This window comes from Streptomyces sp. NBC_00016 (genome assembly GCF_045040885.1).
GTDB lineage: Bacteria > Actinomycetota > Actinomycetes > Streptomycetales > Streptomycetaceae > Streptomyces > Streptomyces coriariae.
Map to the genome: position 1 here is coordinate 366,137 of NZ_CP108304.1, position 24,999 is coordinate 391,135.

Genomic DNA, 24,999 nt, shown 5'->3' on the forward strand with positions numbered 1-24,999 from the left:
AGCGATGATCCTCGATCAGCTCCGGCGGCGGCGCGGGCGCGCGCTGGCCCTGGCCGCCGGAATCCTGGTGGCGGCGACCAGTTTCACCTTGCTGACCGCGACGGTGAGCACGAGCCAGGCGACCACCGTGGGCACGGTACGGAAGAACGCACGGTCCGCGTACGACGTCCTGGTACGCCCGCCCGACTCGCAGACGGACGTGGAGCGGCAGAGCGGTCTGGTCTCGCCGAACTTCCTGTCCGGCACGTTCGGTGGCATCACCATGGACCAGTACCGGCGCATCGGCGACATGGCCGGGGTCGACGTGGCCGCGCCGGTCGCCAACATCGGCTACCTCATGGTGGCGAGCACCGTCACCGTGGACGTGTCCCGCTTCCTGGACGGCGAGGCGTCCCGGCAGATCCTGCGCATCAGCCCGACACTCACCTCCGGACTGGGCACCTACCGCACCTCCGACGAGTACGTCTACCTCACCCGCTCCCCCCTGACGTCGGCGTCGGAGTCGGACGGCCTCTTCGAGTCCGACACCCTGGAAACGGGCGAGGCCGACAAGAGCACCCAGCGGTATCGGATCAAGGGGAAGTACGACGTCTGCTTCTACTTCAACCGGGACAAGTCGGAGCAGACCGAGTTCAACCTGGATCTGCCGTTGAAGCCGAACATCATCGCCGAGGACCTCAGGGACAAGTCGCCGTTCGACCCGGACCTGAGTTCGCGGATGAACTGCCAGTCCGGCCAGGACAAGGCCACCATCGACGTTCCGGTCAGTTACCCCGTGCTGCTGTCCGCCATCGACCCGGTGGCCGAGGACCGGCTGGTGGGCCTGGGCGACACCATCGCCTCGGGCCGGATGCTCACCGAGCAGGACAAGCCGTGGACGGTGTCGTCCGCCAAGAGCGTCCACGGACAGCACGACTCCTACATCCCGGCGCTGCTCAGCGACAACCCGCTGACCACCGGCACGCTCGACGCCACCGTGGAGCGGCTGGACGTCGGCGACCCGGCCGAGCTGCCCTCGAAACTGGGCAACCCGACAGCCGACAGCTTCGTCCGAGGCCTGCGGGGCACCACTGTGGGCAGGACCCGCGTCGACCTGAGCAAGGGCTACCGGAAGGCACTGACAGAGGACTCGTTCGACACCGGGGCCTACTGGACGGTCGGCCCGGTCACCTACCGCCGGACCTCCGACGGCGACCTCGCCGCGCAGCCGCAGCCGCCGCAGAAGCCCGGCCTGTGGATCACCAACTACGACCAGCAGCCGTTCATCAACGTCCCCGAGGAGAACCACCAGGGCACCCAGTACCGGACGGTGACCAGTCACGTCGCCACGAACTGCATCGGGCTGGGCACCTGCGACGGCGTGGACTCCGGACGCCTGCCCAATCCCTTCGTCCACCTCGTCGGCCGCTACGACACCGGCAAACTGCCCGGCTTCTCACCCCTTTCCGACACCCCGTTGGAGACCTACCAGACGCCGCAGGTCACCGGCGCGGACAGCACGACCCGAGCAAAGCTCCACGGCAAGCCGCTGCAGCCCGACCGCAACCTGGGCGGCTACGTCAGCCCGCCGCCCACCATGCTGACGACGATGGACTCCATCACCGCGCTCACCAAGAGCCGCCGGGTCCCGAGCCTCCAGGACAAGGCGCCGGTCAGCGCGATCAGGATCCGGGTGGCCGGAGTGACCGGCGTCGACACCGCCTCCCGGGCACGGGTCAACGCCGTGGCCGGGGCGATCCGGGCCGCCTACCCCCGGCTCCAGGTCGACGTCACCGTCGGCAGCTCGCCCGCGCCGCGGACGGTGACGCTGAGTGCCTCGGCACAGGTGACGGAGCGCTGGGTCGCCAAGGGCGTGGCACTGCGCATTCTCAAGGCGGTGGACACCAAGAGCGCGGTGCTCTTCGTGCTGGTCCTCGTCGTGTGCGCGCTCTTCCTCGGCCAGGCTGCGCTGGCCTCGGTGCGCTCACGTCGCATCGAGATCGGCACGCTGCGCTGCCTGGGCTGGAGCGGTGGCGAAGTGCTCCGCCTGGTCCTCGGCGAACTGGCGGTGATCGGCCTCGCCGCCGGAGCCGCGGGCACGGTGCTCGCATACGTGCTGGGCCGGGTGCTGGGCCAGTCCGAAGCCGGCTCCAAGTCACTCCTCGTGCTCCCGGTGGCGCTCCTCCTGGCCACGGCGGCGGGACTGATCCCCGCCTGGCTCGCCACCCGGCTGGGACCGATGGAAGCCGTCCGACCCCCGGTGACGGCCGCCCTCCGCGCACGCCCGGTGCGTTCGGTGGCCGGACTGGCCGTGCTCAACCTGCTGCGGGTGCGGGGCCGCACGCTGCTGGGTGCGGCAGGACTGGCGCTGGGAGTGGCTGCCTTCACGGTGCTGCTCGCCCTGACGCTGGCCTTCCGGGGCGAGGTGGCCGGGTCGCTGCTCGGCAGCGCCGTGGTGGCGCAGGCGCGCGAGGCCGACTACCTCAGCGTCGCCCTGTCCTTGCTGCTGGGCGCCGCCGGTGCCATCGACGTCCTGGTCATCTCACAGCGCGAACGCGCCGCCGATCTCGCGGTGCTGCGGGCGACCGGCTGGACCAACCGCGAGCTGGCGAAGCTGACCCTCTACGAGGGAATCGGACTGGCTCTGCTGGGCGGCCTGTCCGGTGCGGTGGCCGGCCTGGCCGGGGTGCTGACCCTCGGCCGGGGCGTGCTGCACGGACACCTGTTCACGGTCGTCGGCGCCGCGCTGCTGGCCACGCTCGCGGCGACCGCCCTGGTGGTGGCGGCTCTGACGGTGCCGATCCGGGGGCTGTCCCGGATCGCCCCCGCCCACCTGCTCGCCGCCGACTGAGCCGACCGCCGCCACCGCCGGCGGCTTCGCACAGCGCAAGACCCCGGCCGTGTTCACGGGCCGGGGTCTCAGCAGTCGACGGACGTCCGCGGTCGTGCCCCTCCCCTGTCAGCGACGGCCCTTCGTATCCGCTCACATCGCCGGACGCGGGGGCCTGAACTGTCAGCGGCCTCGGCTCCTCCGAGACCCCCAATGGGACTCGGAGTGCGGTCGCGCAGGACCCCGTTCTGTGGCTCAGGGTTGCCGATCCGCCTGATAGTTCGCGCAATGGGTGGATTGACGACGGCACGACGTCGGGACGGCGGCCGTCTGAGAGGATGCGGCCATGTCCGACCAGTGGAGCGACGTGGTGGTGTTTCGGCTCTTCGAGGACGAGGACCCTCACGCGGGGCGGGACCTCGAGGCGTCGTCGGCCACGGAGCCGCCCCCGAAGTCAGGTGCTGAAGACCTCCAGCCGGGGCGTGTTGCCTGCCGGGACTGCCGCGCTGCGTACGACCCGGGCAACCCGGACGAGGTGAAGTTGCACACCGAGTCCGTGAACTGCGGGCAGTCGTGCCGGTGCGTCGGGCGTCCACGTTGCTACACGTGCCGCGGCTCGTTCTGCTGCTGCGCCGCCCACTGAGCAGCGGCCGCCGTCAGGGCCAACCAGTGTCGTATTGCTTGCCGGACCGCGCCGCCTCACCGTGCGGCGGGCGTCGGTCTAATTCTGCAGAGACCCGAACGTCTCAGCGCCCTGGCCCGTCGGCCCCGACGAGGCGGCGGGGGCGGGGGCGGCCCACGGTAAGTCCGCCACTGACAGCCCTTCAGGGGCAGCCTCACAGCCCCTATGAGCGGGGTCCTGGCTGTAGCTGTCCGACCAGGTGGAAGACGTCTCGAGCCGCGTAGCGTTTGAGGCGACGGACGATTTCGCGACGGGTCTTGTCCTCCTTGATCCGGCGCTCGTAATAGTCCGGAGTGCGCGGGTCGACCCGCAGGCGGATGAACACGATGCGGTGGAGCGCGACATTGGCCTGACGGTCGCCACCACGGTTGAGGCGACGGAACTGCCGGCGTCCCGAGGAACGCTCGACAGGACTGACCCCGAACAAAGCGGCGAAGGACGCCCCGCACGCTCTTCCTGACAGTGTCGCCCGGGCTGGGCACGGGGAACGCGCTGGTGGTGATGCTGCTGGTGCAGCTCGGGTGTTGGCGGTGACGGGGCTGCTGAATCTGCGGCCGCCCCGGGTGGTCGGCTGAGACGCGGGTGCTCGGCCGAGAGCCGAGCGGGACCGGCCGCGCCCGGTACGGCAGCAGGGGCCCGGACCGCGCGTCGCGGTCCGGGCCCCTGCCCCATGCGGTGCCGCCCTGCGGCGGCGGTGCGTCAGCTCTGTGCGGTGTCGTCGCTCGTCTGCCCGGCGCCCTCGGCTGCGCCTGCCTTCTCGCGCATCTTGCGCACCAGTTCCGCCTTCTGGTCGGCTGCACCCTGGCGGTCGAGGTTGCGGTGCGGACCGTTGTTCTGCCGTTCGGCGCGGGACAGCTTCTTGCGCTGGCCGCCGCCCATGCCCACGGGGTTGTTGATGTTCTTGCTCACGGGTTCTCCCGGTAATGATGTGAAGTGATCTACGGATTCATCAGTGGGGGACGGGCGGCGACGTCGAAGGACGTCAGCAGGGGCCCATCACGCCCTCACTCGTAAATCGGCGTCTGGAAGAACATGACAAAGACGATACCCGCTTCCTTCGGACCCGCACACCAAGCCCTGCCCTCAGAAACCGGGTGCACGATGGAGGGGACTGGGTGCCAGATCTCCGGATCTGGATGGGAAAGGGCGTTCCTACAGGTCAGGGCGCCACCGGCGCCTGCCCCCTCTTCAGACCGTGTCCTATGTGGTGAGGCGGACGAGTCGCTTGCAGCAGCAGAGCGCGGCGGCGAGGCCGAGAAAGGCCAGGTAGTTGCGGGGGTGACGCTCGTAGCGTGGGCTGAGTCGTCGGTAGCCGGACAGCCAGGACATCGTCCGCTCGATGACCCAGCGGCGTCGCCCTGATCGTTCGCTGGACTCGATCCCTTGCGCCTCCACGCCGACAAAGCCTGCGACCGAGCCGACCTGCGCAGATGGCTCAGATCGAAGCGCATCGGCGTACGCATCGCCCGCATCTAGCCCTTCATCCGGGCGAATACATGCTCGACGGGGGCCCGGACCTTCCGCCGTCCACGCACTGCTGACGGCGGGACACAGCCGGCGCTCGGTCCAGCGGCAGCTCGGAATGACCTACCGCACCGTCAAGCAGTTCGCCGACGCCGCGACGCCGGAAGAGCTGTTCACTGGTCAGTGGCAGAACCGGCCCTCCGTCCTCGACGACTACAAGCCCTATCTGGACGACCGCTGGAGCAAGGGCTGCACCAACGCCTGGAAGATGTGGGAGGAGATCGTGCCACTCGACTACAAGGGCAGCTACCAGCGCATTCGCGCCTACCTGCACGACAAGCGCACTCACCGCAGTTGGTGACCGCCCGGCCGCCCTCGCACCGGGCCGTCGCCGGATGGATCCTCCGCCGTCCGGACACCCTCACCGAGACCGAGCGACTCCAGCTCAAAGCTGTCCGGACGCACTGCTCCGAACTTGACGCCCTCACCGGGCACGTCCGCTCCTTCGCGACCATGCTCACCGAGCGCCAGGGCGAGCGCCTGCCCGACTGGCTCGACGTCGTCCGGCAGGACGATCTGCCCAGCCTCCACACCCTCGCCGCGGGCATCGACCGCGACCGCGACCGCGACGCCGTCATCGCCGGCCTCACTCTGCCGTGGAGTTCTGGCGTCGTCGAAGGGCACGTCATCCGGATCAAGATGCTCAAGCGCCAGATGTTCGGCCGGGCCGGCTTCCAGCTGCTGAGGAAGCGAGTCCTGCTCGCAGGATGCGCTCTGGTGCCATGCGATAGATTGCGGGCGACACGAGAGAAGAGCTCGCATGGAATCCCGCATCCCGCGGTTGCGACGCAAGCTGGCACGCATCCCCTACGCGACCAGCCGAAGCCACTCCTTTGGGGAGGAGCGGCACGAATTTCGTCTCGGCCCCCGCCTCACCAAACGTCAGGCAGATGCCTTTCAGGCCGAGCATGACGTGGAACTCCCGCAGCCCTATCGAGACTTCCTCACCAACATGGGCGGCAGTGGTGCGTCTCCGTACTACGGACTGATCCCGTTGAAGGAGTGCACGCTCTTCACGATGAACTCCAGAGACGCCAGCACGGGCTCAAGAGGATTCAGCCGGGCCTATCGCCCCACCCGCCGTGGTGACCTGTTCCTGCACGTCATCGAACGCGGCTGCAGCGATCTCGTCCTCATAGGCATAACCGGCCCTCTCACCGGGCGCATGCTCACCGGCAACGCAGACGGCTTCTGGGGCCCGAACGTCTCCTCAGCCACGGACTTTCTCGCCTGGTATGAACGATGGCTCGACCACATGGCTGCCGGACAGGACAACCGGGCTCTGGAGCTCACCTCACCCCAGCTCCGAGCGCATCCGATTCGGCAGCGGCTCGCTCACTCGCCGTGACCACTCCACAGAACCTGAGCCAGAACCGACCTCGCGGCGTTCTCTGTCGCCGAGATCGGGAAACGCCTGGGCATACCAGCGGGTCCGTGACGCGACATTCCGCAACCACTGCGCCTCGCGGAGGAGGAGTTGGTCGTTGCTCAGGATCCGCATGCGGCTGAGCATCCCCAAGTCGAGTCCATATCAAGCTGGTTGCACGGTCCGGCGCCGAAGCGACGCGTGAGACGTCCGTCGACCACGGACCACCCTTCGCTGCACCTCCGCCCTGCGAGTCGGCGACGACCACTTTCGAGCTGTGCCGCTCACTCCAGTCCGGCGAGATCTCCGTGGTTCCTCGCCGCCGAAGCCGCTCGGCACGGGCACGCTGACGCCCAGCGACTCCTGACGGCGTCCACCGGCCGCCGCCCCTCCCTCACCGGTAGCGCCACACAGACCGAGGACACCTGGTGCTTAGAAGAGATGCGCCTCCTGCTCGAAGTTGCCCGACCCCTTCTCCAGCCGGCCCCGCCCGACGCATCGCCGGCTCCCGGTCGGCGGCCCGATACGACAGACAGCTGCCACACGACGGACACAAATAGCCCCACGGCCGCGCCTGTGTCTGCCGGCCCCGGTCCCGGCAGACACACCACCACACGCTCGGACCACACCACGACCGCCCCCAGCAATCGTCTCGCCCCGATCATGCCCCGACAGCCACGAGCCGCGCTCAAGGCCGCCCTTCTCCAAGGCGCGCGCCGCCATGAAACACCGGCCACGTCCGCGGCGACGGTGCCCTGCGACCGCAGCGGGGCAACTGCCACTGTCAGACCCAGGTGGCAGCATGACCGAAGTGAACGCCCTGAGGCGTCCTCAACTCGCCTCCGTAGCCCACGAAGAGGAGCATTCCCCTTGCGACTGCATCGCGTAGCGCCCGGCATTGCCGCGGGCATCCTCGCCCCGGCCCTCCTGCTCGCCACCCCGTCCTTCGCCGCCACAGCGGCACCGACCGTGGTGACGGTGCCCGCGGTGTCCTCGTCCGCGGACGAGCCGGACGCCGACGACCTGAGGGTGGCCATAGTCCGGATCCTCGCCGACCCGGACAGCGGCCGGCGTGTGACACGAGAAGCCAACGCCCTCCTGGACGCCAACGACCCCGAGGCGATGCGCGCCTGGCTGGAGACCGGCTACCGGATCGCCCAGGCCGAGGACGACCGCGTCGCCATCACGCGCCTGCTCGCCGACCCTGACAGCGGCCGGCGTGTCATCGCCGAGGTCAACGCCCTCCTGGACGCCAACGACTCCGACGCGATCCGCGCCTGGCTGGAGACCGGCTACCGGATCGCCCAGGCCGAGGACGACCGCGTCGCCATCGCCCGCATCCTCGCCGACCCGTCCATCAGCCCGGCCCTGCGCGCGGCAGCCAACGCCGCCCTCGACGACAACACACCCGAAGCACTGCGCCACTTCCTGGAAGTCGGCAGGTACCAGGTCGCCTGACCGGCACGGCGCCGCACCACAGCGCGTCGCCCGGGTGGCACCCCCTGCCGCACGCCCGGTCGCCGGAACGCCGAGAATCCGGGCGGGGCCGCCTGCACCTCTGTGTGCCGGCGGCCCCGCCCGGCAGGCCCTGTGCCGGCTCGGCGCCCTCCGCAGAGCTCTGTGGTCTCGCCGCCCGGCGCGGCATGGGCCTCTGACACCTCCGACAGCAGAAAGCACATTCTTCGATGACCACACAACTCCTTCGCACCGAGCGCAGCGGTCCGCAGACCGCTTCCGTCGTGACCGACCTGCCGTTCAAGCCTCAGCTCGTCAAAGCGGTGTTCAGGGACGTGACCTCGTTGCACGTCTCCCGGCCGGCCGCGTGGGCCGCCGCGTCGGTGACGCGGACCGTGCTGACGGAGATCATCGACGGCGCGAGAAGCGCGGCGGCCGAGGGGGCCAGGACGAGGCTGATTCCCAAGGACCTCATCTCGGCGATCGACCGGAACGTCGAGGTGGAGGTGGGATCGGCGTGGTACCTGCACAGCCCGACCTTCCACGGCCTGATGGGCGAGGTGCGCAACGCCGATGGTGCGCTCGTGTCTCTTCGTGAGCGCCGCGGGGCGCGTACACCAAGTGGTGTGGCTGGCGCCCACCGGTTCGAGGCCGGGGTGAGAAGGCTGCTGGGGAGCCGGGGGGTGAGGGCCGTCCCGGCGATGGTCCGCGACCTGGACGGAATCGCGAGCGTATTCCTGACGGCCCTGGCCCGGGACGCGGCCAAGGTCGTTCGCGAGGGCGGGGTCAAGCGGTTCGGGACGGTCAGTCTGGTGGTGCCGGGCGAGCCAGCCCCGGCCCCGCTGCTCAAGGACCCCCTCCTCGCCCTGTCCACCCGCCGCGGGGACGGGCGGACTGTTGGCGGGGACGACGTCCTGGCCGCCGTCACGATGCAGCTGTTCGGCGATCTCAGACAACGCGCCATCACCGAGGCAGCCGAGATGACACGGAACACGTCGGCCAACTGATCGGGCCCGCCCCTGCGCTCTGCCCACTGCGCACGGTTCCCACGTGTGCGCGGCTCCCGGAATCTGCCGCCCGCATTCGGCTCCGGTCGGCTCGCGAGAACGGGCTCGGCGCATGGGCGCGGACCGCGGGCCGCAGGCACCCCACGGGGAAGACCTCCCTAGGTGCCCCGCAACCGCCCGGCCGACTGCGCAGGAGGGCCGGCTGAGCACGGCCGCCGCCCACCGCCTGCGCAATCGGCGACCGGGCCGATTGCGCAGCCACCTGGCTGCAATGCCCTATCGACTGCGCGGGCGGTCGATCGGCTGCGCAGGACGGAGACGGCTGCGCACCGCTCGCCGCATGGCGCCCTGTCCTGTGCCCGGCCGGACGGGTACGGATGGGTATTCGGTGAACTCCCGTAGTTCCTTGGGGAGTTGGCGGGCGTATGCGTAGCCTTGCGGTTGCACACGTGCACCACACCCGTGTCATGACGGAGAGGGAACGTGACCAGACAATCCACCACCGGACCGTTAGCCGGCGGAGTGCTTCGCACCCGCACCCGCACCCGTCTCAACGCCCTGGCAGCCGTACTCTGCGCGGCCGCGGCCCTGGCCGGGTGCAGCAGCGGTGGGGACGACACCACTGCGTCGGAGTCCACCGCCCCCACCTTCACGGCGTCGGCCGCGCCCGTGTCGTCCGCGCCGACGGACCCGGAAGCCGCGGTGAAGAAGACCGCGCTTGAGGTCCACCAGGGCTACTGGCGGGAGATGCAGGCCTACTACGCCGACCGTGACGGCACGACCGAAGGCCTCAAGGGCTACGCCGCCTCCGAGGCGCTGGCCGGCGCGCAGTGCAACCCACTTGCATCCCGGGCATGAGCCCATCGAGCTTCCTGCGGCCGACGACTGGACGCTCTACTACGCCAGTCGACGCAGCGCCTCATCCGACCGAGGCGCCCTCATCAGCGCAGCGGCTGAAGCGGAGGGAATCCGGCCGACCAAGGCACTTGAAGTCGCCGAGAATCCCACGGCACTGCGGGCAGCGATCATGGCTGACCCGAAGACAGCCGAAGCCGCTCGCAACGCGCTCAAGGCCCTCACCGCTGTCGATGCGGATCCGCAGCTCCGTGCGAGCGAGCAACGCGTGCGGTTCCAAAAAGCGCTCAAAGCAACCCGCAAGAACATCTCATCCATCGACCCCACAGACCTGCCGGACGTCGTCGATGACGACTTGCGGCAGGAGATCACTTCGTTGCAGGAACTCGTCAACGCGCTAGCGGCAAGCATCGTCAGCCGCGGTTGATCGCAGCAGACGTCGGGTTGTCTCACCTGAGGGGGCAACCCGACTCTTGATCCTCTGCGCTCAAAGTGGCCCCGCTTGGTACCGGACCTGCCAGGATGATCCGGTGAGCACCACCCGCCGCCCTTTGGGCACCGGTCCCCAATCTCCTCCCGCCGTTCCCGCTGCAGCCCTCGTGCGGCCGGGAACCGCTGCCGAACGAGCCGCTGCCCAGCCGCCGCCCGCCGTCGCCGAGATTCTGGAGCCAGCCGCCCACTGGCGCCCACTCGTGAGCCGAGGCTCAGTAGTTGTCACCGCAGAGCCGGTTGAGCTGGTGAATGAGACCGGTCGAAGCAGTCTGGTTGTCACCGGTGAGGCACGCGGCTTGTCATAAACGCTCATTCGGCAGCCTTTCTGTCACCAGCCGCCCAGTCGGTGACAACAAGCTGCCCTCGCGTCGGTCTGGCCGGCCTCCAAGGGACGGACGCCGGCCAGTGGCAGCGGTATCGCCGCTCCCTGGCGCTTTGCTCGGTCGTCAGCGGCGGGCCTGGATCTTCAGGTCGCCGCGGGTCTGGATGCGGATGTGGTCGCTCGCGAGCATGGCGTGGGGGAATCCGGGGTCGATCGCGCTGACCTCGTCCAGACGCGCCATCTGGGACGGGGTGAGGTCGACTTCCAGAGCTCCCAGGTTCTCCCGCAGTTGCTCGGCGGTTCGAGCCCCGATGATCGGCGCTGTCACCGCCGGGTTGTGCAGGGTCCAGGCGAGCCCCACCTGGGCCGGCGTGCGGCCCAGCTCATCGGCGACCTCCTTGACCACGTCCACGATGGCGAGGTTGCGCTCGGTCACTCCGCCGAGGGCCAGGTTGAAACTCTTGCGGGCGCTCTCGCTCTCGCCGGACGGCGACGTGGTCAAGTCCTGGCGGCTGTACTTGCCGGTGAGCACCCCTCCCGCCAGCGGCGACCACAAAACTGTTCCCAGCCCCAGCTCCTGCGCCATCGGGATGAGGTCACGCTCCCCGGTACGCTCCACCAGGTTGTACTCCAGCTGCAGTGCCACCAGCGGCGACCAGCCGCGCAGGTCGGCGATCGTCTGCATGCGGGAGATCTGCCAGGCCGGGGTGTTGGAGATGGCCACGTAGAGGACTTTGCCCTGCTGGACCAGGTCGTCCAGACCGCGAAGGATTTCCTCCACGGGTGTGGTGGGGTCCCACACGTGCAGGTAGAGCAGGTCGATGTAATCGGTGTTCAACTGTCGCAGACTGGTTTCGACCGACCTGAAGAGGCTCTTTCGGCTCGCGCCACCGGAGTTGGGGTCGTCAGGCCGGCGCAGGGTCGTGTACTTCGTGGCCAGGACCAAGCTGTCTCGTCTGTCCTGGGCGAACTCACCGAGCATGCGCTCCGACGTGCCGTTGGTGTAGGTGACCGCTGTGTCGATAAAGTTCCCGCCGCGCTCGACGTAGAGGTCGAACAACCTCCGCGCCTCGTCCTTCTCCGCGCCCCAGCCCCAGTCGTTGCCGAAGGTGGCCGCCCCGAGCGCGAGCGGCGAGACCCGCAGGCCGGAACGCCCCAGTTGCCGGTAGGTGTCGAGAGTGAGTGGCATCGTGTTCTCCTGTTAGTTGTGGTTCCTGGCGTTCGAGAGGTGCGGACCGGTGGTCGACGTGCCCGAGTTCAGGCGCCGAGCTCGTAGCCGCCGGCCACGGCGACGTCCTGACCGGTGACGTAGCCGGCGGCGTCCGAGGCGAGGAAGGCGACGACTTCCGCGACCTCCTGGCTGGACCCGAAGCGCTCGAACGGAATCATCGTGCGCATGGCGTCCCGGCCACTCTGGGATACCCCCAGCCTGTCGAACAGCGGGGTCTCGGTCGCGCCGGGACTCACGGTGTTGACGCGGATCCTGCGCGGAGCCGGTTCGAGCGCGAGCGAGGGCAGCATCGCCAGCAGGGCACCGCGCGTCGCTGCCCCCACCGTGGCGCCAGGGATGCCCCTGCGGGATGCGATGCCCACGGTCAGAACGATCGATCCGCCGTCGTTCATCAGCGGAAGGGCCTTCGGGAGGGTGAAGTACTGACCCTTGAAGTTGACGTCGACGTGCTCGTCGAACGACTCCTCCGTCACGCCGGCAACCGGTGCAGGGCGGAAGATCCCGGCGTTGAGGAACAGCAGGTCGAGAGACCCGACACGTTCGGACACCCTCGCCATGAGAGCGTCGGTGTCGGACAGAACGCGTGCGTCGGACCGGACGACGAGTACATCGTCGGGAAGCTCAAGTCGTGCTCGCGCGAGGGACTCGGGGTTCTGTCCGGTGACGGCGACCTGGTAGCCACGGGCGTGCAGCAGTTCGGCGGTCGCTCTGCCGATTCCGGTCGTGCCGCCCGTGATGAGTGCTGCGGGCATGGCGGGCCTTTCGTCGGGCGGGCAGGGTCGGGCGCCCCAGTAAGCGGGGAGGTCTCCGCTTGCGTCCACCGTACACTTAACCGGAGACCTCCCCGAATCGCCCCGCACCTCGACCCGACACTCCCGATCGCGAAGGCCATGACACCTACACGCAATACCCTGCGCGCCGATGCCCAGCGCAACCGCGAGCACCTGATCGCCACGGCCGCTGAGGCTTTCGCCTCGGGAAAGGCGATCTCGCTGGACTCGATCGCCAAACGCGCGGGCGTGGGAAGCGGCACCCTCTACCGGCACTTCCCCACCCGAGAGGACCTGGTCGAAGAGGTCTACCGCGACCAGATCCGCCCTCTGCGCGATGACGCCCGGGACCTTCTGGCCTCCGAGCAGCCCGCGCAGGCTCTCCACGCCTGGATGCGCCGCTTCGCCGAGTGGGCGGGTGAACGGCGCGGCATCTGCGAAGCCTTGGTCGCCATGAGCGCTTCCGGACGCTTCGGCGCCGGACCCGTCTGTGATGAGATCCAGCAAATCCTGGGGATGGTGCTCCGGACCGGCGCCGAAGCAGGAGAGCTGCGCAGCGACATCGACCCGGTCGACGTCGGCGGCATCCTCGCCGGCGTGCTCTCCGTGGCCGGCGCTCCCGAGCAGCGCGCCCAACTCGACCGCATGCTCACCGTCGTCGTCGACGGGCTGAAGCCGCGCCAGGAAGATCGAAGGCGTGCCTAACCGCGCCAGCGACCAATCGAGGCTGCACATGAGCGCGCATCTCTTTGTGCAGCCTCTTGCGCTGCTGCTGAGCACGGCGCCTCCGGCCTGAGAGGGCTTTGTCCATGAGAACGGGGTTCTGGCTCAACTTCTGTGATGCCGGCGGTCCCGCCGGTCTCTGGACGGAGCCATGTCCGGCGTCACACAGATCAGGCCGGTAGCGCAGGCTCCCCCCCCCCCCCCCCACGTCACCGTCAACCTGCTCGGTACGATCCGGATGACGTACGCCTTCCTGCCGCTGCTGGTGGGCAAGGACGACGCGGTCGTCATGAACGTCACCTCGGCGCTGGCGTTCGTCCCGTATCAGAGCACCCCGACCTACAGCGCGACCAAGGCCGCGCTGCACTCCTTCTCCGAGAGCCTGCGCATCCAGCTCGCCGGTGCTGACACCGGCGTCCAGGTGATCGAGGTGGTCCCGCCGGGCGTGCGTACGACCCTGATGGGCCAGCAGGACAGCGAAGGCTCCATGCCGTTGGACGCCTTCCTCACCGAGACCCTCGACCTGCTGCGTGAGAAGCCCGATGCGAAGGAGCTGGTCGTCGAGCGCGCCAGTTTCATCCGCGACGCGCAGGCCAACGGCTCCTACGACGACGTCCTCGCCATGATCAGCGGCAGCTGAGCGACCTGTTGTTTCCGACGGGAAACAACAGCACGCGAGCGCCGTCACACGACGAACTTCGTCGTATGGGCCAGGCCCGGGCGACGGGGCCCGGGGCCCGTCCAAAGCGTCAGGCGTCCTCGACGGGAGACCGTCGCCGCAGGCCGCCTTCCATGCCGACGGCCTGCGGCGTACCGCCGACAGCCGGCGAACTTCCCAGCGGGACACCCAGGGGCAGGTGATCATCGGGTCGTCTCGCTGCGCGCGCCCTCGGCGTCGGCCGTACGAGCGGCTTCGCGCGGGTGGGAGAGGAGTGGCTCAGCCATGGATCGGCGGTCTCTGGATAGCCGGGCGGGATGCGGCGAGGATGGACGGCATGGACAAGAAGGAACTGGCGGAATTCCTGCGCCATCGACGTGAGGCGCTGCGGCCCCGCGACGTCGGGCTGGTCGAGGGGGCGCGCAGGCGTACGCAGGGGCTGCGCCGCGAGGAGGTCGCGCAGCTCGCCGGCATGTCCACCGACTACTACGCCCGCCTGGAGCAGCGGCGTGCTCCGCAGCCCTCCGTCCAGATCACCACCGCTCTCGCCCGGGCACTGCGGCTGACGCTGGACGAACGCGACCATCTCTTCGGTCTCATCGGCCACAATGTTCCGGCCCGCTTCCATCGCTCCGAGCATGTCAGCCCCACGCTGCTGCGGGTCCTGGATCGCCTGGACGACTCCCCGGCCCTGGTAACGACCGACCTGGTCGACACCCTCGCGATGAACCCGTTGGCCGTCGCGCTGCTCGGCGACCAGACCCGCCACACCGGTCTGGCCCGCAGCGGCTACTACCGCTGGTTCATGGACCCGGCCGAACGTCTGGTGTATCCCGAGGAGGTCCACGAACACCACGGCCGTGCCCATGCAGCACGCCTGCGGGCCACGCTGACAGCCGGCAGCGACACCCCCCGAGCCGCCCGGATCCTCGCCGAACTCCAGGAACACAGCCCCGAGTTCGTCCGCATGTGGGAACTCCAGGAGGTCGCCCAACGTAACGACGACTGCAAGACCATCCTCCACCCCGAACTCGGCCGCATCGACGTCGACGCCCAGCTCCTGTACACCGAGAACCGCGCCCAAACGCTGGTGGTGCTGACCACTCGCCCCGGCACGGAGAGCCACAGCAAGCTCGAACTGCTCTCCGTCATCGGGCACCAGCAGGTCGCCCCCTGATGTTCTGGCCCGGGGGGACGGGCCAGGCTCGGCGCGGGAGGGGCCGGACATGGGCAGCCTGGAATGGTGCGGCCCGCACGGCTGTGCCCTGCGCTCTGCGGCCAGACATGTTGGCCCCCTGCCCTGTCAGGGCACCGTGGTCGGGCCGCCGGTTTGACCGGATGCCCCCTCCGTTTTACTCTCGAATGCATGCGGAGGCAGCATCCGTTTTGATGCGGCCACACGATCATGGCAGGCAGGAGGGCGCATGAGCGCCGGTGAACTGCGGGGACGTAAGCCCCGCGCGGACGTCCAGCGCAACCGCGCTGCCCTCCTGGAGACCGCGCAGCGTCACTTCCTGCAGCACGGGGTCGGCACCTCCCTCGAGGCGGTGGCCAAGGAGGCGGGAGTCGGGCCCGCCACCCTGTACCGGCACTTCCCCACCCGGGAGGCACTGCTGGCGGCCGTGCTGCAGACCCGCTCCGAGGAACTCGTGGCCCGCCAGGCGGACATCGAGCAACTGGGCGACCCCGCCGAGGCGCTGGAGCAGTGGCTGCGGGCGATGGAGAATTACTTCAGCGCCTTCAGCGGGCTGCCGGACCCGCTCATGGCCGCGGCCCGGGCGCAGGAGCCGGACAACCCCCTCACAATCCCCTGCGACATCCTCATCACCGCCACCGATCAACACGTGCGGGCCGCGCAGCTCGCGGGCCACGTGCGCGCGTCGGTGCGGGGACATGACCTGTTCCTCGCGGCCTGCTCCATCGCCTGGATCAAGGGCACCGGTACGGAGGAGGAGTCACTCGACCGGCTCCGCACGCTCATCGCGAGCGGCTACCGCCAGCAGGACACCCAGGCGTAAATCGCCAGGCACCCCGCTCCGCCCCCGCAACGCCAGGCGGCACCACCAACCCATCCATCACATCGTGCTGCCCCCAGGGGCGGCACGACCTCTTGAGGAACAAATCATGAAAATTACTGTCATAGGTGCTGGCGCCATCGGCGGGAACCTCGCTGCCAAGCTCAGCACGGCCGGTCACGACGTCCAGGTGGCCGACGCCCGCGGCCCCGAGGCCGTCCGGGCGGAGGTACTGGAGTCCGGGGCCAGCGCGGCGGACCTCTCCGACGCCGCCGTCCAGGGCCGGGACGTCATCGTCCTGTCGATCCCGTTCGGGGTGGCGGGCCAGCTGGCGGACCTGTTCGCGTCGGTGCCCGACGAGACGGTGGTCATCGACACCTCGAACTACTACCCCGGCATGCTCAGCGAGCCGATCGAGGCGGTGGACAACGGCCAGGTGGAGAGCGTGTACACCGCCGAGCTGCTCGGCCGCCCCGTGGTCAAGGCGTGGAACGCCGCCCTGGCCGAAACCCAGCGGACCAAGGGCGTCCCGGCCGGAACGCCCGGCCGCCTCGCCATCCCCGTCGCCGGCGACTCCGAGGAGGCGCGGAAGGTGGCCATGAGCCTGGTGGACGACACCGGCTTCGACCCCTACGACACCGGCACGCTGGCCGACTCCTGGCGCCAGCAGCCGAACAGCCCCGCCTACTGCACCGAGCTGACCCTCGACGAGCTGCCGGCGGCCCTGGCCGCGGCCGACCGCGTCAAGGACGCGGCCATCCGCGACAGCCTCCCGGAACGCTTCGCGGCCCTCCCGGCCAATCCCACCGTCGACGACGTCGTCGAGATGAACCGCGCCGCCCACCGCTGAGACACCCGACGCCACTCTCGCGCACGCAACGACACGAGAGCGGCAGCGCCGGCACGCCACGAACGAAGACGAACACGAAGAGCGCACAGTGCCCCGCGCTGCGGACTGCAGCTTCGGCACGCCGCTGCCTGCGAGCATCCGCAAGCCTGCCGGCACCCGCAGGGTGCGTCCGCAGCCGCGGCGGCCTCCGCGCAGCGCCGCATGGCAGATGGTTGCGCGCCACGGAGAGGAACCGCCTTGCCCGGCACCGCACCACCCTTCACCGACATCGCACGCTCCCGCCGCTCCCCCCGGCAGTTCCTGCCCACCGCCCTGTCCCCTTCGGACATCCGCGGCGTGCTGGAAGACGCACAGACGGCCCCCTCGAACAGCAACACCCAGCCGTGGACGGTGCATCCCGCGGCCGTTACACCTACGCCGCACACAAGGGTGACTACGGCAACGTCCTCGCCGCCATCAACTTCCTGAACTGGCTCGACACCCAGCGCCTGAGTCTCCCCCAGCTCCAGCAGCGGCATCTGGACACCTGGGCGATCGGCCAACCCTGCGCTCCCGTTCCATCCCCTTCCTCCGCTGGAGCACTGCACGACGCCTCTGCCCGCCCGATCTGGCCATCGAGCACTCAGCCGCCCAACTCCCAGGCCACTTCCTGGCCGAGGACGAGCACCGAAGAGAGCTGCTGCGCTGCTTCAACGACACCGCGTTGCCCCTGGAGTCCGCGTTTCGGCTGCTCTCGTCCGCCTCTACGCCCTCCCCCTGACCCGCATCGTCGAACTCACCGACGACCACATTCGCCACGACCAGGGGCATACCTACCTGACGGCCAACCGCCACCCCTTCGTGCTCCCGCCAAAGCTCGCCCGCCTCATCGACGATCAGCTACAGCACAGCCCCCGGCACAGCAACACGGCCGGGTGCAGATACCTCTTGCCCGGCCACAGCCCTGGACGCCCGCGCAATTCCCTCGGTCTCGCCGACACCCTGAGACACCAACCTCTGCCCGCCCGCGCTGCACGGAACACCGCCATGATGGACGCCCTGGTAGACCTGCCGTCCATGGTCATAGCCGACCGGCTCGGCATCCACCCCAAGACAGCCGAACGCTGGGCCACCTCGCCGGCGGAAACTGGTCCGAATACGTGGCGGCGCGACGCTCTGCCACGCAGGGCTAGAGCCTGTCCGGCGGATCTTCAGGGCTCGGCGCTCCTGGCACGGTTGCGTTGGTGGGCGGCACCAAGGTTGGCCGGACGGTCACGCGAGCGATGGCCACCGATCGGCGGCCCACTCCAGCCATCCTGACCACCCCGGAGGCGGATCTCCTACCTCATGTCCATCGAGTTCCGTGGCGTCGGGCTCCTCGAACAGCGTCCTCCAGTGCACGAGGTCCGTCTCGCTCATCGCGAAGGTCTGATCAGGGGTGGTCGACTGGCGATGGGCGATCCGAGCGCGTTGGGTCTCATGGTCCACCGGCACGTACACAAGATGACAGGACGCGCCCACAGACATCACCAACCAGCGGATCGCGGACCTCTCGTCACGAGACCAGCACCCGAAATCCAAGACCACGTTCGTTCCCAGTTTCAGCGCCTCCAGACCCAGCCAGAGCAGCCGTCCTTCCAGCACATCGCGCTTCCCGGCCGGCTGCGGATCACCGAACAGCGGGAGCATCCACTCATCCGGCGTCAGCCGCAGCGCGCTGTGCTCCTTGGCCAGCTGTCGAGCTCTCGTGGTCTTTCCGGCCCCGGGCAGGCCAACCGTCAGGAACAACGTCGTCACGCCCAGATCTTCCCTGCATGGCTGACAAACCGAACTGTTTGGTCGCCTATCGTGTCCCTATGCCTCGCTCCGCCGTCTCCCGTAAGACCTCGAACTCCTCTAGCGCCGATACCCGGCAGCGGATCCTCGCCGCGGCGAAGGATGAGTTTGCCCGGTACGGCATCGCCGGCGCCCGAGTGGACCGCCTCGCCAAGCAGGCGCGGACCAGCAAGGAACGGGTCTACGCCTATTTCAGCAGCAAAGAGGCCCTCTACCACCACATCGCCGGGAACGAAACGGCCGCGCTCATCGAGGCCACCCGCATGGACCCGGCAGACCTGCCCGGCTACGCCGGCATCCTCTTCGATCACTTCACAGCCCACCCGGACCACTATCGGCTCATCACCTGGGGCCGCCTCGAACTCGCCGACGGCGAAACCGACAGCGAGACGGTGGACCCCATGCTGACCACCATCACCGGCAAGATCGAACAGCTCCGCGACGCGCAGCGCGCCGGCCTGATCGATCCCGCCTGGGACCCGGTCGACGTGCTCGCCCTGATCAACCAGATCGCCACCACCTGGGCAGGTCAGCCGGAGATCGGCGCCGCCGCGGCCAAGCTGGCCGCGGACACCTCCGTCGGCGCACGCCGCGCGGCCCTGGTCACCGCCGTCGAGCGCCTGTTCCCCCGCCCACACTGAGCCTCAGACCGCCCAACTCCGAAAAATCTGGATCGTGCCCCAGCACCACTACAGCAGCCCCGCCAGCCAGGCGCCACCACCGAGGGTGAGTGCGGCGCAGGTGGCCGCTCCCATGAAGACGATCAGCGGCAGCGTGCCGTCCCCGGCTCTTCCGTGCTTCCTCGACGATGCGCAGCGTGCGCGCTTGAGCATTGCGCCTCCCCAATCAATTCACGGTGCCGGGTCACCCTTGGCGGGTGGAGTTCCCCGTGCCGCTCACCCTCGCCGCACCCGTCCGGACCCCGCCGCGCGGCGCCGACGCGAGCTGGGGCCGCGCTGACCCCCGGCGGGCCCGAGCATCTGTTGACGGGAATGGAGATCAGCGCTGCATCTGGAGGGCGCCACCTTCACCGCTGTTCGATATTGGCGAGATGCGACAGCGCTCGGTCACTCGCCCGAGTCTCCCGGGCGCCAACGAGGGTGAGGCGCCACGTCGAGTGCTCGGGGCGCGGTCAGTTCGTCGTCGCGGGAAACAGGCGCTCGACGGCTGCGACGATGGCAGCTCGGCGCGCCGCCAGGAACGTGGCGCGACCCTCGCCGTGCGGGGGCAGCAGGTCAGGCTGTGCAGCCCAGGCGGTGGCGATCTGGTGGATGAGGACGAGGATGTCGACTGGGGCCCAGTGGGCGTCCAGATGGCCAGCTTTCTGGGCGTCGCGGATCTGCTCGATCTTGCGGGTCACCGATTCCCGGAAGGTGTCGTCAGGGAGGGAGCCGCCGGCGCCGAGTTCGAGTTGCCCCCAGCTCATGAGTCGGAAGCGTTCGGGGTGGTCGGTGAAGCAGTCATGGACGCGGCCGGCGTAACCGGGCAGGTCGGTGGGGTCCGTGCCGGTCGCTTCGCCACGGCCGCCAGCTCCTGCGCGGAGACGAACCGGTAGAGGGCCACCTTGCTCGAGAAGTAGGCGTAGACGTGTTCCTTGCTGGTCCCGGCGCCCCTGGCGATGCGGTCCATCCGCGCCCCGGCGATCCCGCGCAGGGAGAACTCGGCCTTGGCGGCGCTCACGATGCGGTCACGGACGGAGTCTGCGCGGGTTGAGGGGCTCAGGCTTCCACGCTACCCGACCAAACCGTTTGGTTTGACGTCGGGCAGTGGTCGGCGTAGGGTTCAAACCGAACTGTTTGGTTTTACATCAGGAGATACTCATGCAGCACAGGGCACTCGGCACCCAGGGCCTGACCGTCTCGGCGATCGGCTACGGCTCGATGGGCCTGACCATGGCCTACGGCCCCGGAGACGAGGAGGCGGGTATCGCCGCCATCCGCCGGGCCCACGACCTGGGCGTCACCTTCTTCGACACCGCCGAGCTCTACGGCTTGGGTACCGGCTCCAACGAGATCCTGGTCGGCAAGGCGGTCAAGGACTTCCGCGACGAGGTGGTCCTGGCCACCAAGTTCGGCTTCGACCTGTCCGACCTGTCCCAGGGGTTCGGCCTCAACAGCCGCCCCGACAACATCCGCAAGGTCGCCGACAACAGCCTGCGCTACCTGGGCGTCGACCAGATCGACGTCTTCTACCAGCACCGCGTCGACCCGGACGTGCCGATCGAGGACGTCGCGGGGGCGGTGAAGGAGCTGATCGACGGGGGCAAGGTGAAGTACTTCGGCCTGAGCGAGGCGGGCCCGGAGACCATCCGCAAGGCGCACGCCGTCCAGCCGGTCTCGGTCCTGCAGACCGAGTACTCGCTGTTCGAGCGCGAGGTCGAGCAGCTCTTCCCGCTCCTCCAGGAGCTCGGCATCGGCTTCGTCCCCTACTCGCCCCTCGGCCGCGGCTTCATCACCGGTACCGCGAAGCCCGCGGGCCAGTACGACGCCACCGACATGCGCAACACTGACCCGCGCTGGCAGCCCGGCAACTTCGAGAAGAACGTCGAAGCCGTGGACCGACTCGACAAGCTGGCCACCGCCAGGGACATCACCGTCTCCCAGCTGGCCCTGGCCTGGCTGCTCGCCCAGGGCGAGCACATCGTCCCGATCCCGGGCACCCGGAGCGCGGCCCGCATGGAGGAGAACGCCCACGCGGCCGACGTCGCCCTCACCGAGGCCGATCTCGCCGCGATCCGCGAGGTCCTCCCGACCGGCGCATTCGGCGCCCGCTACTCCGCAGAGCACGCCCCGAACTGGGTCTGACCCCCACGCGAGCGGACTGCGCCGCTTCCAGCGTTTCGGCCACACCAACCTGACGAATTGAAACGGACATCCCACTCACATCCACGTTGACCTTGATCAGGTGCTCTCCAAGTGGTCGGCTCCTGAAATCCTTCGGTGGTTGACGGCGGAGCCGACGCTGTACGTGTCCCGTCACTTCCCGGGTCCGGCCGGGGAGGTGGAGGAACCTCGCAGCATTGCGGTGCGTCAAGCTCTGACATGGAACGACAGACCAATCCGCCCTGGATGGCAGGCTGCTTGACATTGCTCGCAGGGGCGCTCGCGGGCTACGGCGCCTACTGGCTATCCCGCGCGGCGCGCCGGACCTGCGCCGTGATCCTGCGGGAACACCCGAGCCTGTTCGATCTGTGGACCTGGGAAGCACCGCTGACGGTCGTCGCGGCGGGATTCACCGGCTTGGCTGCGTGGGCACTGCCCGCGGGCATGCTGCGGCATCAGAAACGCCGGTACCTGAACCGGTTGATACCACCTGCGGTCTTCCTGGCAGCACTGATCGCGCTGACTTTGGTGCACTTCGCCTGGCTGGGGACCCCGCTCGGGGTGGGGAACGACACCAATGGCAACTGCCCCCTGGACAATGTCCCACCCTGGTGGCCTGGGTGGCTGCCTACGTGAGGCGGGGGACGGACAGTGGCCATCTCGTCAGCTGCACACTCGTTGGTCGAGTTCTGAATACCTTCGGGGTTGATCAGGCTGCAAGCGCGACCGAGGATTCTTCCTGGTGATCGGTGGTGTGCCGATCGAGTCTGGCCAGCAGATCGTCCAGGTCGGAAGTGGTGAACTTCCACTGGAACGGCTGTTCCGTAGCGTTGTAGCGGTCTTCCAAGGCTCGGAGCCGGACCCCGACCTGGGCGAGGTCGGTGAAGTCGTTGGGCGAGACGACCTTGCGCTGCACGGCGGAGAAGTAGATCTCCACCTCGTTCAGCCAAGATGCGTGGACGGGGATGTGCACCAGGACCGCGTTCGGGAACGCGCTGGTGAGGAGGTCGGCGGCGGCTTGGCCACGGTGGGAGGAGCCCTCAGCCCGAACCGACGACCAGGGCCTCGCCGAGCGGGGTGCGCCGGTAGAGCACCGACCGTCCGGACCGGGCGCGGACGAGCAACCCCGCGCCTCGCAGGATGGCGAGGTGGTCTCCAACCGCGCCGGGCGCCATGGCGAGGCTTCGGGCGAGGTGGCTGGTACTGGCCGGGGCGTCCAGCGCCAACAGCAGCCGGGCTCGGGCCCGGCCGACCAGAGCGGTCAGCGCGTCCGGTTGGGGGACGGTCGCCTGTTCGCCCCACAGGGCGGCGGTGCCGCGGGCAGGATAGACCAAGGTCCTGGGCCAGGGGTCTTCCAGGTGGGCGGCGATATTCCCGACGAAGACCGAAGGGATCAGCAGTAGCCCGTCGCCGGCGAGGCGGACGCTTCCGACTGGGGGGAAGAAGCCGATCTCGATACCTCCGGCGCGCCAGGCGATGCTCGGGTGCAGGCTCTCGATGGTCGTGGCCCAGCCTTGTTCGCCGATCACACCCACCCGGTGCACGACATCGCGCTCACAGATCGCGCGCAGTTGCGGCCAGTCCGTGGCGAGCAGCTCGTGCCACGCCTGGTCCATCGCCTCGGCGATCCTGGAGACGGCGTCCGTGGAGTCCAGCACTGCGCGTACGCGGGGATCATGGGCGGACGGGCCGGTCGCGGTGGTGGCGAATTCGTGGCGGGCCGCTTCCAGCGGTGTGGCCCGGATCATGGCCAGGTCGTCTGCCCAGGTCTGGTTGATGCCGCGTGGGGGCGGGGCGACGAAGTTCGGTCCGGATTGCGGGGTGTGCAGGGCGAGGGCGGCGTCCAGTTCGGTCTCGCGGCGAAGCCGTTCAAAGGCCGGCAGGAGCCGGGTGGCCCAGGCTCGAGGCAGCGGCCGGTTTTGGCCGGCGAGCGAGCGCAGTAGTAGGCAGAGGTCCATCGCGGGCGACAGTGCGAAGCGGCTGCGCAGCAGGTCCTCGACGGGGACTTCGAAGCGCAGCACCCTGCGATGCTACCGCCGGACGTCTGTTCCGATTCGTCCAGCGACGAATCATTGGTGAGTGGCGTGGGCGCATGGCGAGGCTGGGCGTCATGACCCCAACCGCCGAACCCGCGCAGGGCAACCACCGTGCCACCTACCGGGAGGTGCTGGCCGAGCCGCGATTTCGGCTGCTCTTCTCGACCCGCGCCGTCGCGATCACTGCGGGCTCGCTGCGATCACCACGTTCTCGGTGCTGGTCTTCGCGGCCACCGGTTCCGCGCTGTTGAGCGCACTGGCCTTCGGCATCGGCTTTCTCCCGCAGTTGTTCGGCTCGTTGCTGCTGGGCTCACTGGCGGACCAACTGCCGCCCCGCGCGCTCATCGCCGGCGGCTACGCCTTGGAGTGCGCCGCCGCCCTGCTGCTCGCCCTGGTGCGGATGCCGATCGCGGCAAGCCTCGGTGTCATGGCGCTGGCCGCCCTCGCCACACCGGTGTTCGGCGGCGCGTCGAGTCGGCTGGTCGCGCAGTGGCTAAAGGGCGACGCCTATGTACTGGGCCGTTCACTGAACAACATCGCCTCCTCTGGCGCGCAATTGTTCGGTCTGGCGCTGGGAGGTGCGGTCGTCGCGGTACTCGGCCCGCACCGGGCGCTCGCGGTAAGCGCCGCCCTCTACCTCGGCTGCGCGCTCGCTGTCCGCATCCGGCTACCCCGGCTGGAGCTGGGAGAGTTCGGCGGCACATCCGGCAGCGCTCGGGGCGATGGCGGGGCCGTCCGGGCAAGCCTGCACGGTGCCGGCCTGCTGCTGCGCGGACCCACGGTACGACGACTCATGCTGGCCCAGTGGCTACCGCCCGCGTTCGTAGCGGGCGCGGAAGGTCTGATCGTCGCCTACGCGGGAGGACGTCACTTCGCGCCCGGCTGGTACGCGGTGCTGATGGGCTGTCTGCCGGCCGGCATGCTTGTCGGCGACCTGCTGGTGGGTCGACTGCTACGGCCACCCACCCGGGAGCGACTGGTCGTCCCGTTGACTGCGCTGACGGGACTGCCGCTGGTCGGCTTCGCCACCGAGCCCGGAGTGGGCGTCTCGTCCTGTCTGCTGCTGCTCTGCGGCTTCGGTTTGGCCTACGGTCTCGGCCTGCAACGGCCGTTCCTGGACGCCCTGCCGCAGGATGGCCAGGGTCAGGCCTTCGGTCTGCTCGGCTCCGGCAGCATGACACTGCAGGGCGTCGGACCGGCCTGCTTCGGCTCGGTGGCCGCAGGCATCGGAACAGGCGGCGCAATCGCCTTGGCAGGCGGCGCGGCGGTGCTTACCGCCGGCTGGATTCTCACCTGGCACCGGCCCACCTCCCCGGTCCCCGTCCCGAACTGCTCAACGGGATCAGAGAACGGCACCGAACAGCATGCGTGTAGTTCTCCTGCGCAGTAGCCGTCGGAGGTCGGTCGGCCGCGAGCCGTCACGCACCCCACCCCCACCCCACGTCCCTCTGACAGACAGTCATTCCCGGTACCTCATTGTGTTAGGAGTCCTGAGCATCGGCTCCGCCGGCCGTTGCGGACCACGTACGGGATCTTGAGACCACGAACAGCCCATGAAAGGTTCATG

The 24,999-nt window shown here is 69.1% G+C and carries 26 protein-coding genes and 4 pseudogenes; 19 read left to right on the forward strand and 11 right to left on the reverse strand.

The annotated features are described in order from the left end of the window. Positions 1 to 4 precede the first annotated feature (4 nt). A complete protein-coding gene (locus tag OG933_RS01735; protein ID WP_405624928.1) occupies positions 5 to 2,830 on the forward strand; it encodes an FtsX-like permease family protein in 2,826 nt (941 codons plus the stop codon). Positions 2,831 to 3,654: 824 nt separating this feature from the next. On the opposite strand, the gene OG933_RS01740 is transcribed toward OG933_RS01735, so the two are convergent. The 3 genes and pseudogenes from OG933_RS01740 to OG933_RS01750 form a co-directional block, all read right to left on the reverse strand. Further along, positions 3,655 to 4,194 carry a transposase gene (locus OG933_RS01740; RefSeq protein WP_405633190.1) on the reverse strand — a complete coding sequence of 180 codons (540 nt, stop codon included), beginning with the start codon at positions 4,192 to 4,194 and terminating at the stop codon, positions 3,655 to 3,657. Further along, complete coding sequence (locus tag OG933_RS01745) at positions 4,191 to 4,400, reverse strand: DUF6243 family protein (RefSeq protein ID WP_030839593.1); 210 nt, start codon at positions 4,398 to 4,400, stop codon at positions 4,191 to 4,193. Before OG933_RS01745 ends, OG933_RS01740 begins: the two co-directional genes overlap by 4 nt. A gap of 291 nt (positions 4,401 to 4,691) precedes the next feature. Then, positions 4,692 to 4,877 (reverse strand): annotated as a pseudogene (locus OG933_RS01750) (transposase); the annotation flags it as partial. Between OG933_RS01750 and OG933_RS01755 the strand changes: the two are divergent. The 8 genes and pseudogenes from OG933_RS01755 to OG933_RS01790 form a co-directional block, all read left to right on the forward strand. Continuing rightward, positions 4,872 to 4,961 (forward strand): annotated as a pseudogene (locus OG933_RS01755) (IS5/IS1182 family transposase); the annotation flags it as partial. The pseudogenes OG933_RS01750 and OG933_RS01755 sit on opposite strands and share 6 nt — an antisense overlap. Before the next feature lie 112 nt (positions 4,962 to 5,073). Then, entirely contained in the window at positions 5,074 to 5,316 is a 243-nt protein-coding gene (locus OG933_RS01760; protein WP_405624929.1) for a hypothetical protein, read from the forward strand. Continuing rightward, positions 5,313 to 5,714, forward strand: a pseudogene (locus OG933_RS01765) (transposase); the annotation flags it as partial. The gene OG933_RS01760 and the pseudogene OG933_RS01765, both read left to right, overlap by 4 nt. Positions 5,715 to 5,775: 61 nt before the next feature. Beyond that, positions 5,776 to 6,363: an SMI1/KNR4 family protein gene (locus tag OG933_RS01770; protein WP_405624930.1), complete on the forward strand. Its 588-nt coding sequence runs from the start codon at positions 5,776 to 5,778 to the stop codon at positions 6,361 to 6,363. An 888-nt stretch (positions 6,364 to 7,251) separates the two neighbouring features. Further along, positions 7,252 to 7,839 carry an ALF repeat-containing protein gene (locus OG933_RS01775; protein WP_405624932.1) on the forward strand — a complete coding sequence of 196 codons (588 nt, stop codon included), beginning with the start codon at positions 7,252 to 7,254 and terminating at the stop codon, positions 7,837 to 7,839. Between the two features lie 227 nt (positions 7,840 to 8,066). Next, positions 8,067 to 8,843, forward strand: coding sequence for a hypothetical protein (locus tag OG933_RS01780; protein WP_362531626.1), 777 nt, complete (start codon positions 8,067 to 8,069; stop codon positions 8,841 to 8,843). Positions 8,844 to 9,326: 483 nt separating this feature from the next. Continuing rightward, complete coding sequence (locus OG933_RS01785) at positions 9,327 to 9,701, forward strand: hypothetical protein (protein ID WP_405624933.1); 375 nt, start codon at positions 9,327 to 9,329, stop codon at positions 9,699 to 9,701. Next, positions 9,685 to 10,125 (forward strand): hypothetical protein, encoded by a 441-nt coding sequence (locus OG933_RS01790; protein ID WP_405624934.1) that lies wholly within the window; start codon positions 9,685 to 9,687, stop codon positions 10,123 to 10,125. The genes OG933_RS01785 and OG933_RS01790 overlap by 17 nt, the downstream gene beginning before the upstream one ends. 511 nt (positions 10,126 to 10,636) lie before the next feature. Here the strand turns inward: OG933_RS01790 and OG933_RS01795 are convergent. Next, positions 10,637 to 11,701 (reverse strand): aldo/keto reductase, encoded by a 1,065-nt coding sequence (locus OG933_RS01795; RefSeq protein ID WP_405624935.1) that lies wholly within the window; start codon positions 11,699 to 11,701, stop codon positions 10,637 to 10,639. 68 nt (positions 11,702 to 11,769) lie between these two features. Further along, entirely contained in the window at positions 11,770 to 12,495 is a 726-nt protein-coding gene (locus OG933_RS01800; RefSeq protein ID WP_405624937.1) for an SDR family oxidoreductase, read from the reverse strand. Positions 12,496 to 12,633: 138 nt separating this feature from the next. Here OG933_RS01800 and OG933_RS01805 point away from each other — a divergent pair, with 138 nt between their 5' ends. The 6 genes from OG933_RS01805 (at position 12,634) to OG933_RS01830 (ending at position 17,227) form a co-directional block, all read left to right on the forward strand. Further along, positions 12,634 to 13,218 carry a TetR/AcrR family transcriptional regulator gene (locus tag OG933_RS01805; protein WP_362531610.1) on the forward strand — a complete coding sequence of 195 codons (585 nt, stop codon included), beginning with the start codon at positions 12,634 to 12,636 and terminating at the stop codon, positions 13,216 to 13,218. Between the two features lie 169 nt (positions 13,219 to 13,387). After that, positions 13,388 to 13,876, forward strand: a complete 489-nt coding sequence (locus tag OG933_RS01810) for an SDR family NAD(P)-dependent oxidoreductase (protein WP_405624938.1) — start codon at positions 13,388 to 13,390, stop codon at positions 13,874 to 13,876. Between the two features lie 355 nt (positions 13,877 to 14,231). Continuing rightward, entirely contained in the window at positions 14,232 to 15,071 is an 840-nt protein-coding gene (locus OG933_RS01815; protein WP_405624940.1) for a helix-turn-helix transcriptional regulator, read from the forward strand. Between the two features lie 247 nt (positions 15,072 to 15,318). Beyond that, complete coding sequence (locus OG933_RS01820; protein ID WP_405624942.1) at positions 15,319 to 15,912, forward strand: TetR/AcrR family transcriptional regulator; 594 nt, start codon at positions 15,319 to 15,321, stop codon at positions 15,910 to 15,912. Positions 15,913 to 16,018: 106 nt separating this feature from the next. Beyond that, on the forward strand, positions 16,019 to 16,759 hold the full coding sequence (locus OG933_RS01825; protein ID WP_362531598.1) for an NAD(P)-binding domain-containing protein: 741 nt from the start codon (positions 16,019 to 16,021) through the stop codon (positions 16,757 to 16,759). 201 nt (positions 16,760 to 16,960) lie between these two features. Beyond that, positions 16,961 to 17,227 carry a nitroreductase family protein gene (locus tag OG933_RS01830; protein ID WP_405624944.1) on the forward strand — a complete coding sequence of 89 codons (267 nt, stop codon included), beginning with the start codon at positions 16,961 to 16,963 and terminating at the stop codon, positions 17,225 to 17,227. Between the two features lie 783 nt (positions 17,228 to 18,010). On the opposite strand, the gene OG933_RS01835 is transcribed toward OG933_RS01830, so the two are convergent. After that, positions 18,011 to 18,535: an AAA family ATPase gene (locus OG933_RS01835; protein WP_405624945.1), complete on the reverse strand. Its 525-nt coding sequence runs from the start codon at positions 18,533 to 18,535 to the stop codon at positions 18,011 to 18,013. Positions 18,536 to 18,594: 59 nt separating this feature from the next. On the opposite strand from OG933_RS01835, the gene OG933_RS01840 reads away from it, so the two are divergent. After that, positions 18,595 to 19,215 (forward strand): TetR family transcriptional regulator, encoded by a 621-nt coding sequence (locus OG933_RS01840; protein WP_405624947.1) that lies wholly within the window; start codon positions 18,595 to 18,597, stop codon positions 19,213 to 19,215. Positions 19,216 to 19,263: 48 nt separating this feature from the next. On the opposite strand, the gene OG933_RS01845 is transcribed toward OG933_RS01840, so the two are convergent. The 3 genes from OG933_RS01845 to OG933_RS01855 form a co-directional block, all read right to left on the reverse strand. Next, positions 19,264 to 19,407, reverse strand: a complete 144-nt coding sequence (locus OG933_RS01845; RefSeq protein ID WP_405624949.1) for a hypothetical protein — start codon at positions 19,405 to 19,407, stop codon at positions 19,264 to 19,266. A gap of 299 nt (positions 19,408 to 19,706) precedes the next feature. Continuing rightward, a complete protein-coding gene (locus tag OG933_RS01850) occupies positions 19,707 to 20,063 on the reverse strand; it encodes a hypothetical protein (RefSeq protein ID WP_405633192.1) in 357 nt (118 codons plus the stop codon). Then, positions 19,997 to 20,254, reverse strand: a complete 258-nt coding sequence (locus tag OG933_RS01855; RefSeq protein ID WP_405624950.1) for a helix-turn-helix domain-containing protein — start codon at positions 20,252 to 20,254, stop codon at positions 19,997 to 19,999. Before OG933_RS01855 ends, OG933_RS01850 begins: the two co-directional genes overlap by 67 nt. A gap of 140 nt (positions 20,255 to 20,394) precedes the next feature. Here OG933_RS01855 and OG933_RS01860 point away from each other — a divergent pair, with 140 nt between their 5' ends. Both OG933_RS01860 and OG933_RS01865 read left to right on the forward strand, forming a co-directional pair. Further along, on the forward strand, positions 20,395 to 21,378 hold the full coding sequence (locus tag OG933_RS01860) for an aldo/keto reductase (protein WP_405624951.1): 984 nt from the start codon (positions 20,395 to 20,397) through the stop codon (positions 21,376 to 21,378). Between the two features lie 237 nt (positions 21,379 to 21,615). Next, positions 21,616 to 22,032, forward strand: a complete 417-nt coding sequence (locus tag OG933_RS01865; RefSeq protein WP_405624952.1) for a hypothetical protein — start codon at positions 21,616 to 21,618, stop codon at positions 22,030 to 22,032. Positions 22,033 to 22,105: 73 nt separating this feature from the next. On the opposite strand, the gene OG933_RS01870 is transcribed toward OG933_RS01865, so the two are convergent. Beyond that, positions 22,106 to 22,333 carry a hypothetical protein gene (locus tag OG933_RS01870; RefSeq protein ID WP_405624953.1) on the reverse strand — a complete coding sequence of 76 codons (228 nt, stop codon included), beginning with the start codon at positions 22,331 to 22,333 and terminating at the stop codon, positions 22,106 to 22,108. Positions 22,334 to 22,436: 103 nt separating this feature from the next. Beyond that, entirely contained in the window at positions 22,437 to 23,417 is a 981-nt protein-coding gene (locus OG933_RS01875) for a winged helix-turn-helix domain-containing protein (RefSeq protein ID WP_405624954.1), read from the reverse strand. Between the two features lie 89 nt (positions 23,418 to 23,506). Between OG933_RS01875 and OG933_RS01880 the strand changes: the two are divergent. Beyond that, positions 23,507 to 24,822, forward strand: a pseudogene (locus OG933_RS01880) (MFS transporter). Positions 24,823 to 24,999 lie beyond the last annotated feature (177 nt).

Excerpts from the sequence above, each read along its gene's own strand:
- OG933_RS01735 (WP_405624928.1), top strand. The coding sequence starts at position 5 with ATGATCCTCGATCAGCTCCGGCGGCGGCGCGGGCGCGCGCTGGCCCTG.
- OG933_RS01780 (WP_362531626.1), top strand. The coding sequence starts at position 8,067 with ATGACCACACAACTCCTTCGCACCGAGCGCAGCGGTCCGCAGACCGCT.
- OG933_RS01770 (WP_405624930.1), top strand. The coding sequence starts at position 5,776 with ATGGAATCCCGCATCCCGCGGTTGCGACGCAAGCTGGCACGCATCCCC.
- OG933_RS01820 (WP_405624942.1), top strand. The coding sequence starts at position 15,319 with ATGAGCGCCGGTGAACTGCGGGGACGTAAGCCCCGCGCGGACGTCCAG.
- OG933_RS01760 (WP_405624929.1), top strand. The coding sequence starts at position 5,074 with ATGACCTACCGCACCGTCAAGCAGTTCGCCGACGCCGCGACGCCGGAA.
- OG933_RS01795 (WP_405624935.1), bottom strand. The coding sequence starts at position 11,701 with ATGCCACTCACTCTCGACACCTACCGGCAACTGGGGCGTTCCGGCCTG.
- OG933_RS01865 (WP_405624952.1), top strand. The coding sequence starts at position 21,616 with ATGGAACGACAGACCAATCCGCCCTGGATGGCAGGCTGCTTGACATTG.
- OG933_RS01845 (WP_405624949.1), bottom strand. The coding sequence starts at position 19,407 with ATGCTCAAGCGCGCACGCTGCGCATCGTCGAGGAAGCACGGAAGAGCC.
- OG933_RS01830 (WP_405624944.1), top strand. The coding sequence starts at position 16,961 with ATGGCAGATGGTTGCGCGCCACGGAGAGGAACCGCCTTGCCCGGCACC.
- OG933_RS01815 (WP_405624940.1), top strand. The coding sequence starts at position 14,232 with ATGGACAAGAAGGAACTGGCGGAATTCCTGCGCCATCGACGTGAGGCG.
- OG933_RS01800 (WP_405624937.1), bottom strand. The coding sequence starts at position 12,495 with ATGCCCGCAGCACTCATCACGGGCGGCACGACCGGAATCGGCAGAGCG.
- OG933_RS01825 (WP_362531598.1), top strand. The coding sequence starts at position 16,019 with ATGAAAATTACTGTCATAGGTGCTGGCGCCATCGGCGGGAACCTCGCT.
- OG933_RS01805 (WP_362531610.1), top strand. The coding sequence starts at position 12,634 with ATGACACCTACACGCAATACCCTGCGCGCCGATGCCCAGCGCAACCGC.
- OG933_RS01840 (WP_405624947.1), top strand. The coding sequence starts at position 18,595 with ATGCCTCGCTCCGCCGTCTCCCGTAAGACCTCGAACTCCTCTAGCGCC.
- OG933_RS01860 (WP_405624951.1), top strand. The coding sequence starts at position 20,395 with ATGCAGCACAGGGCACTCGGCACCCAGGGCCTGACCGTCTCGGCGATC.
- OG933_RS01810 (WP_405624938.1), top strand. The coding sequence starts at position 13,388 with ATGTCCGGCGTCACACAGATCAGGCCGGTAGCGCAGGCTCCCCCCCCC.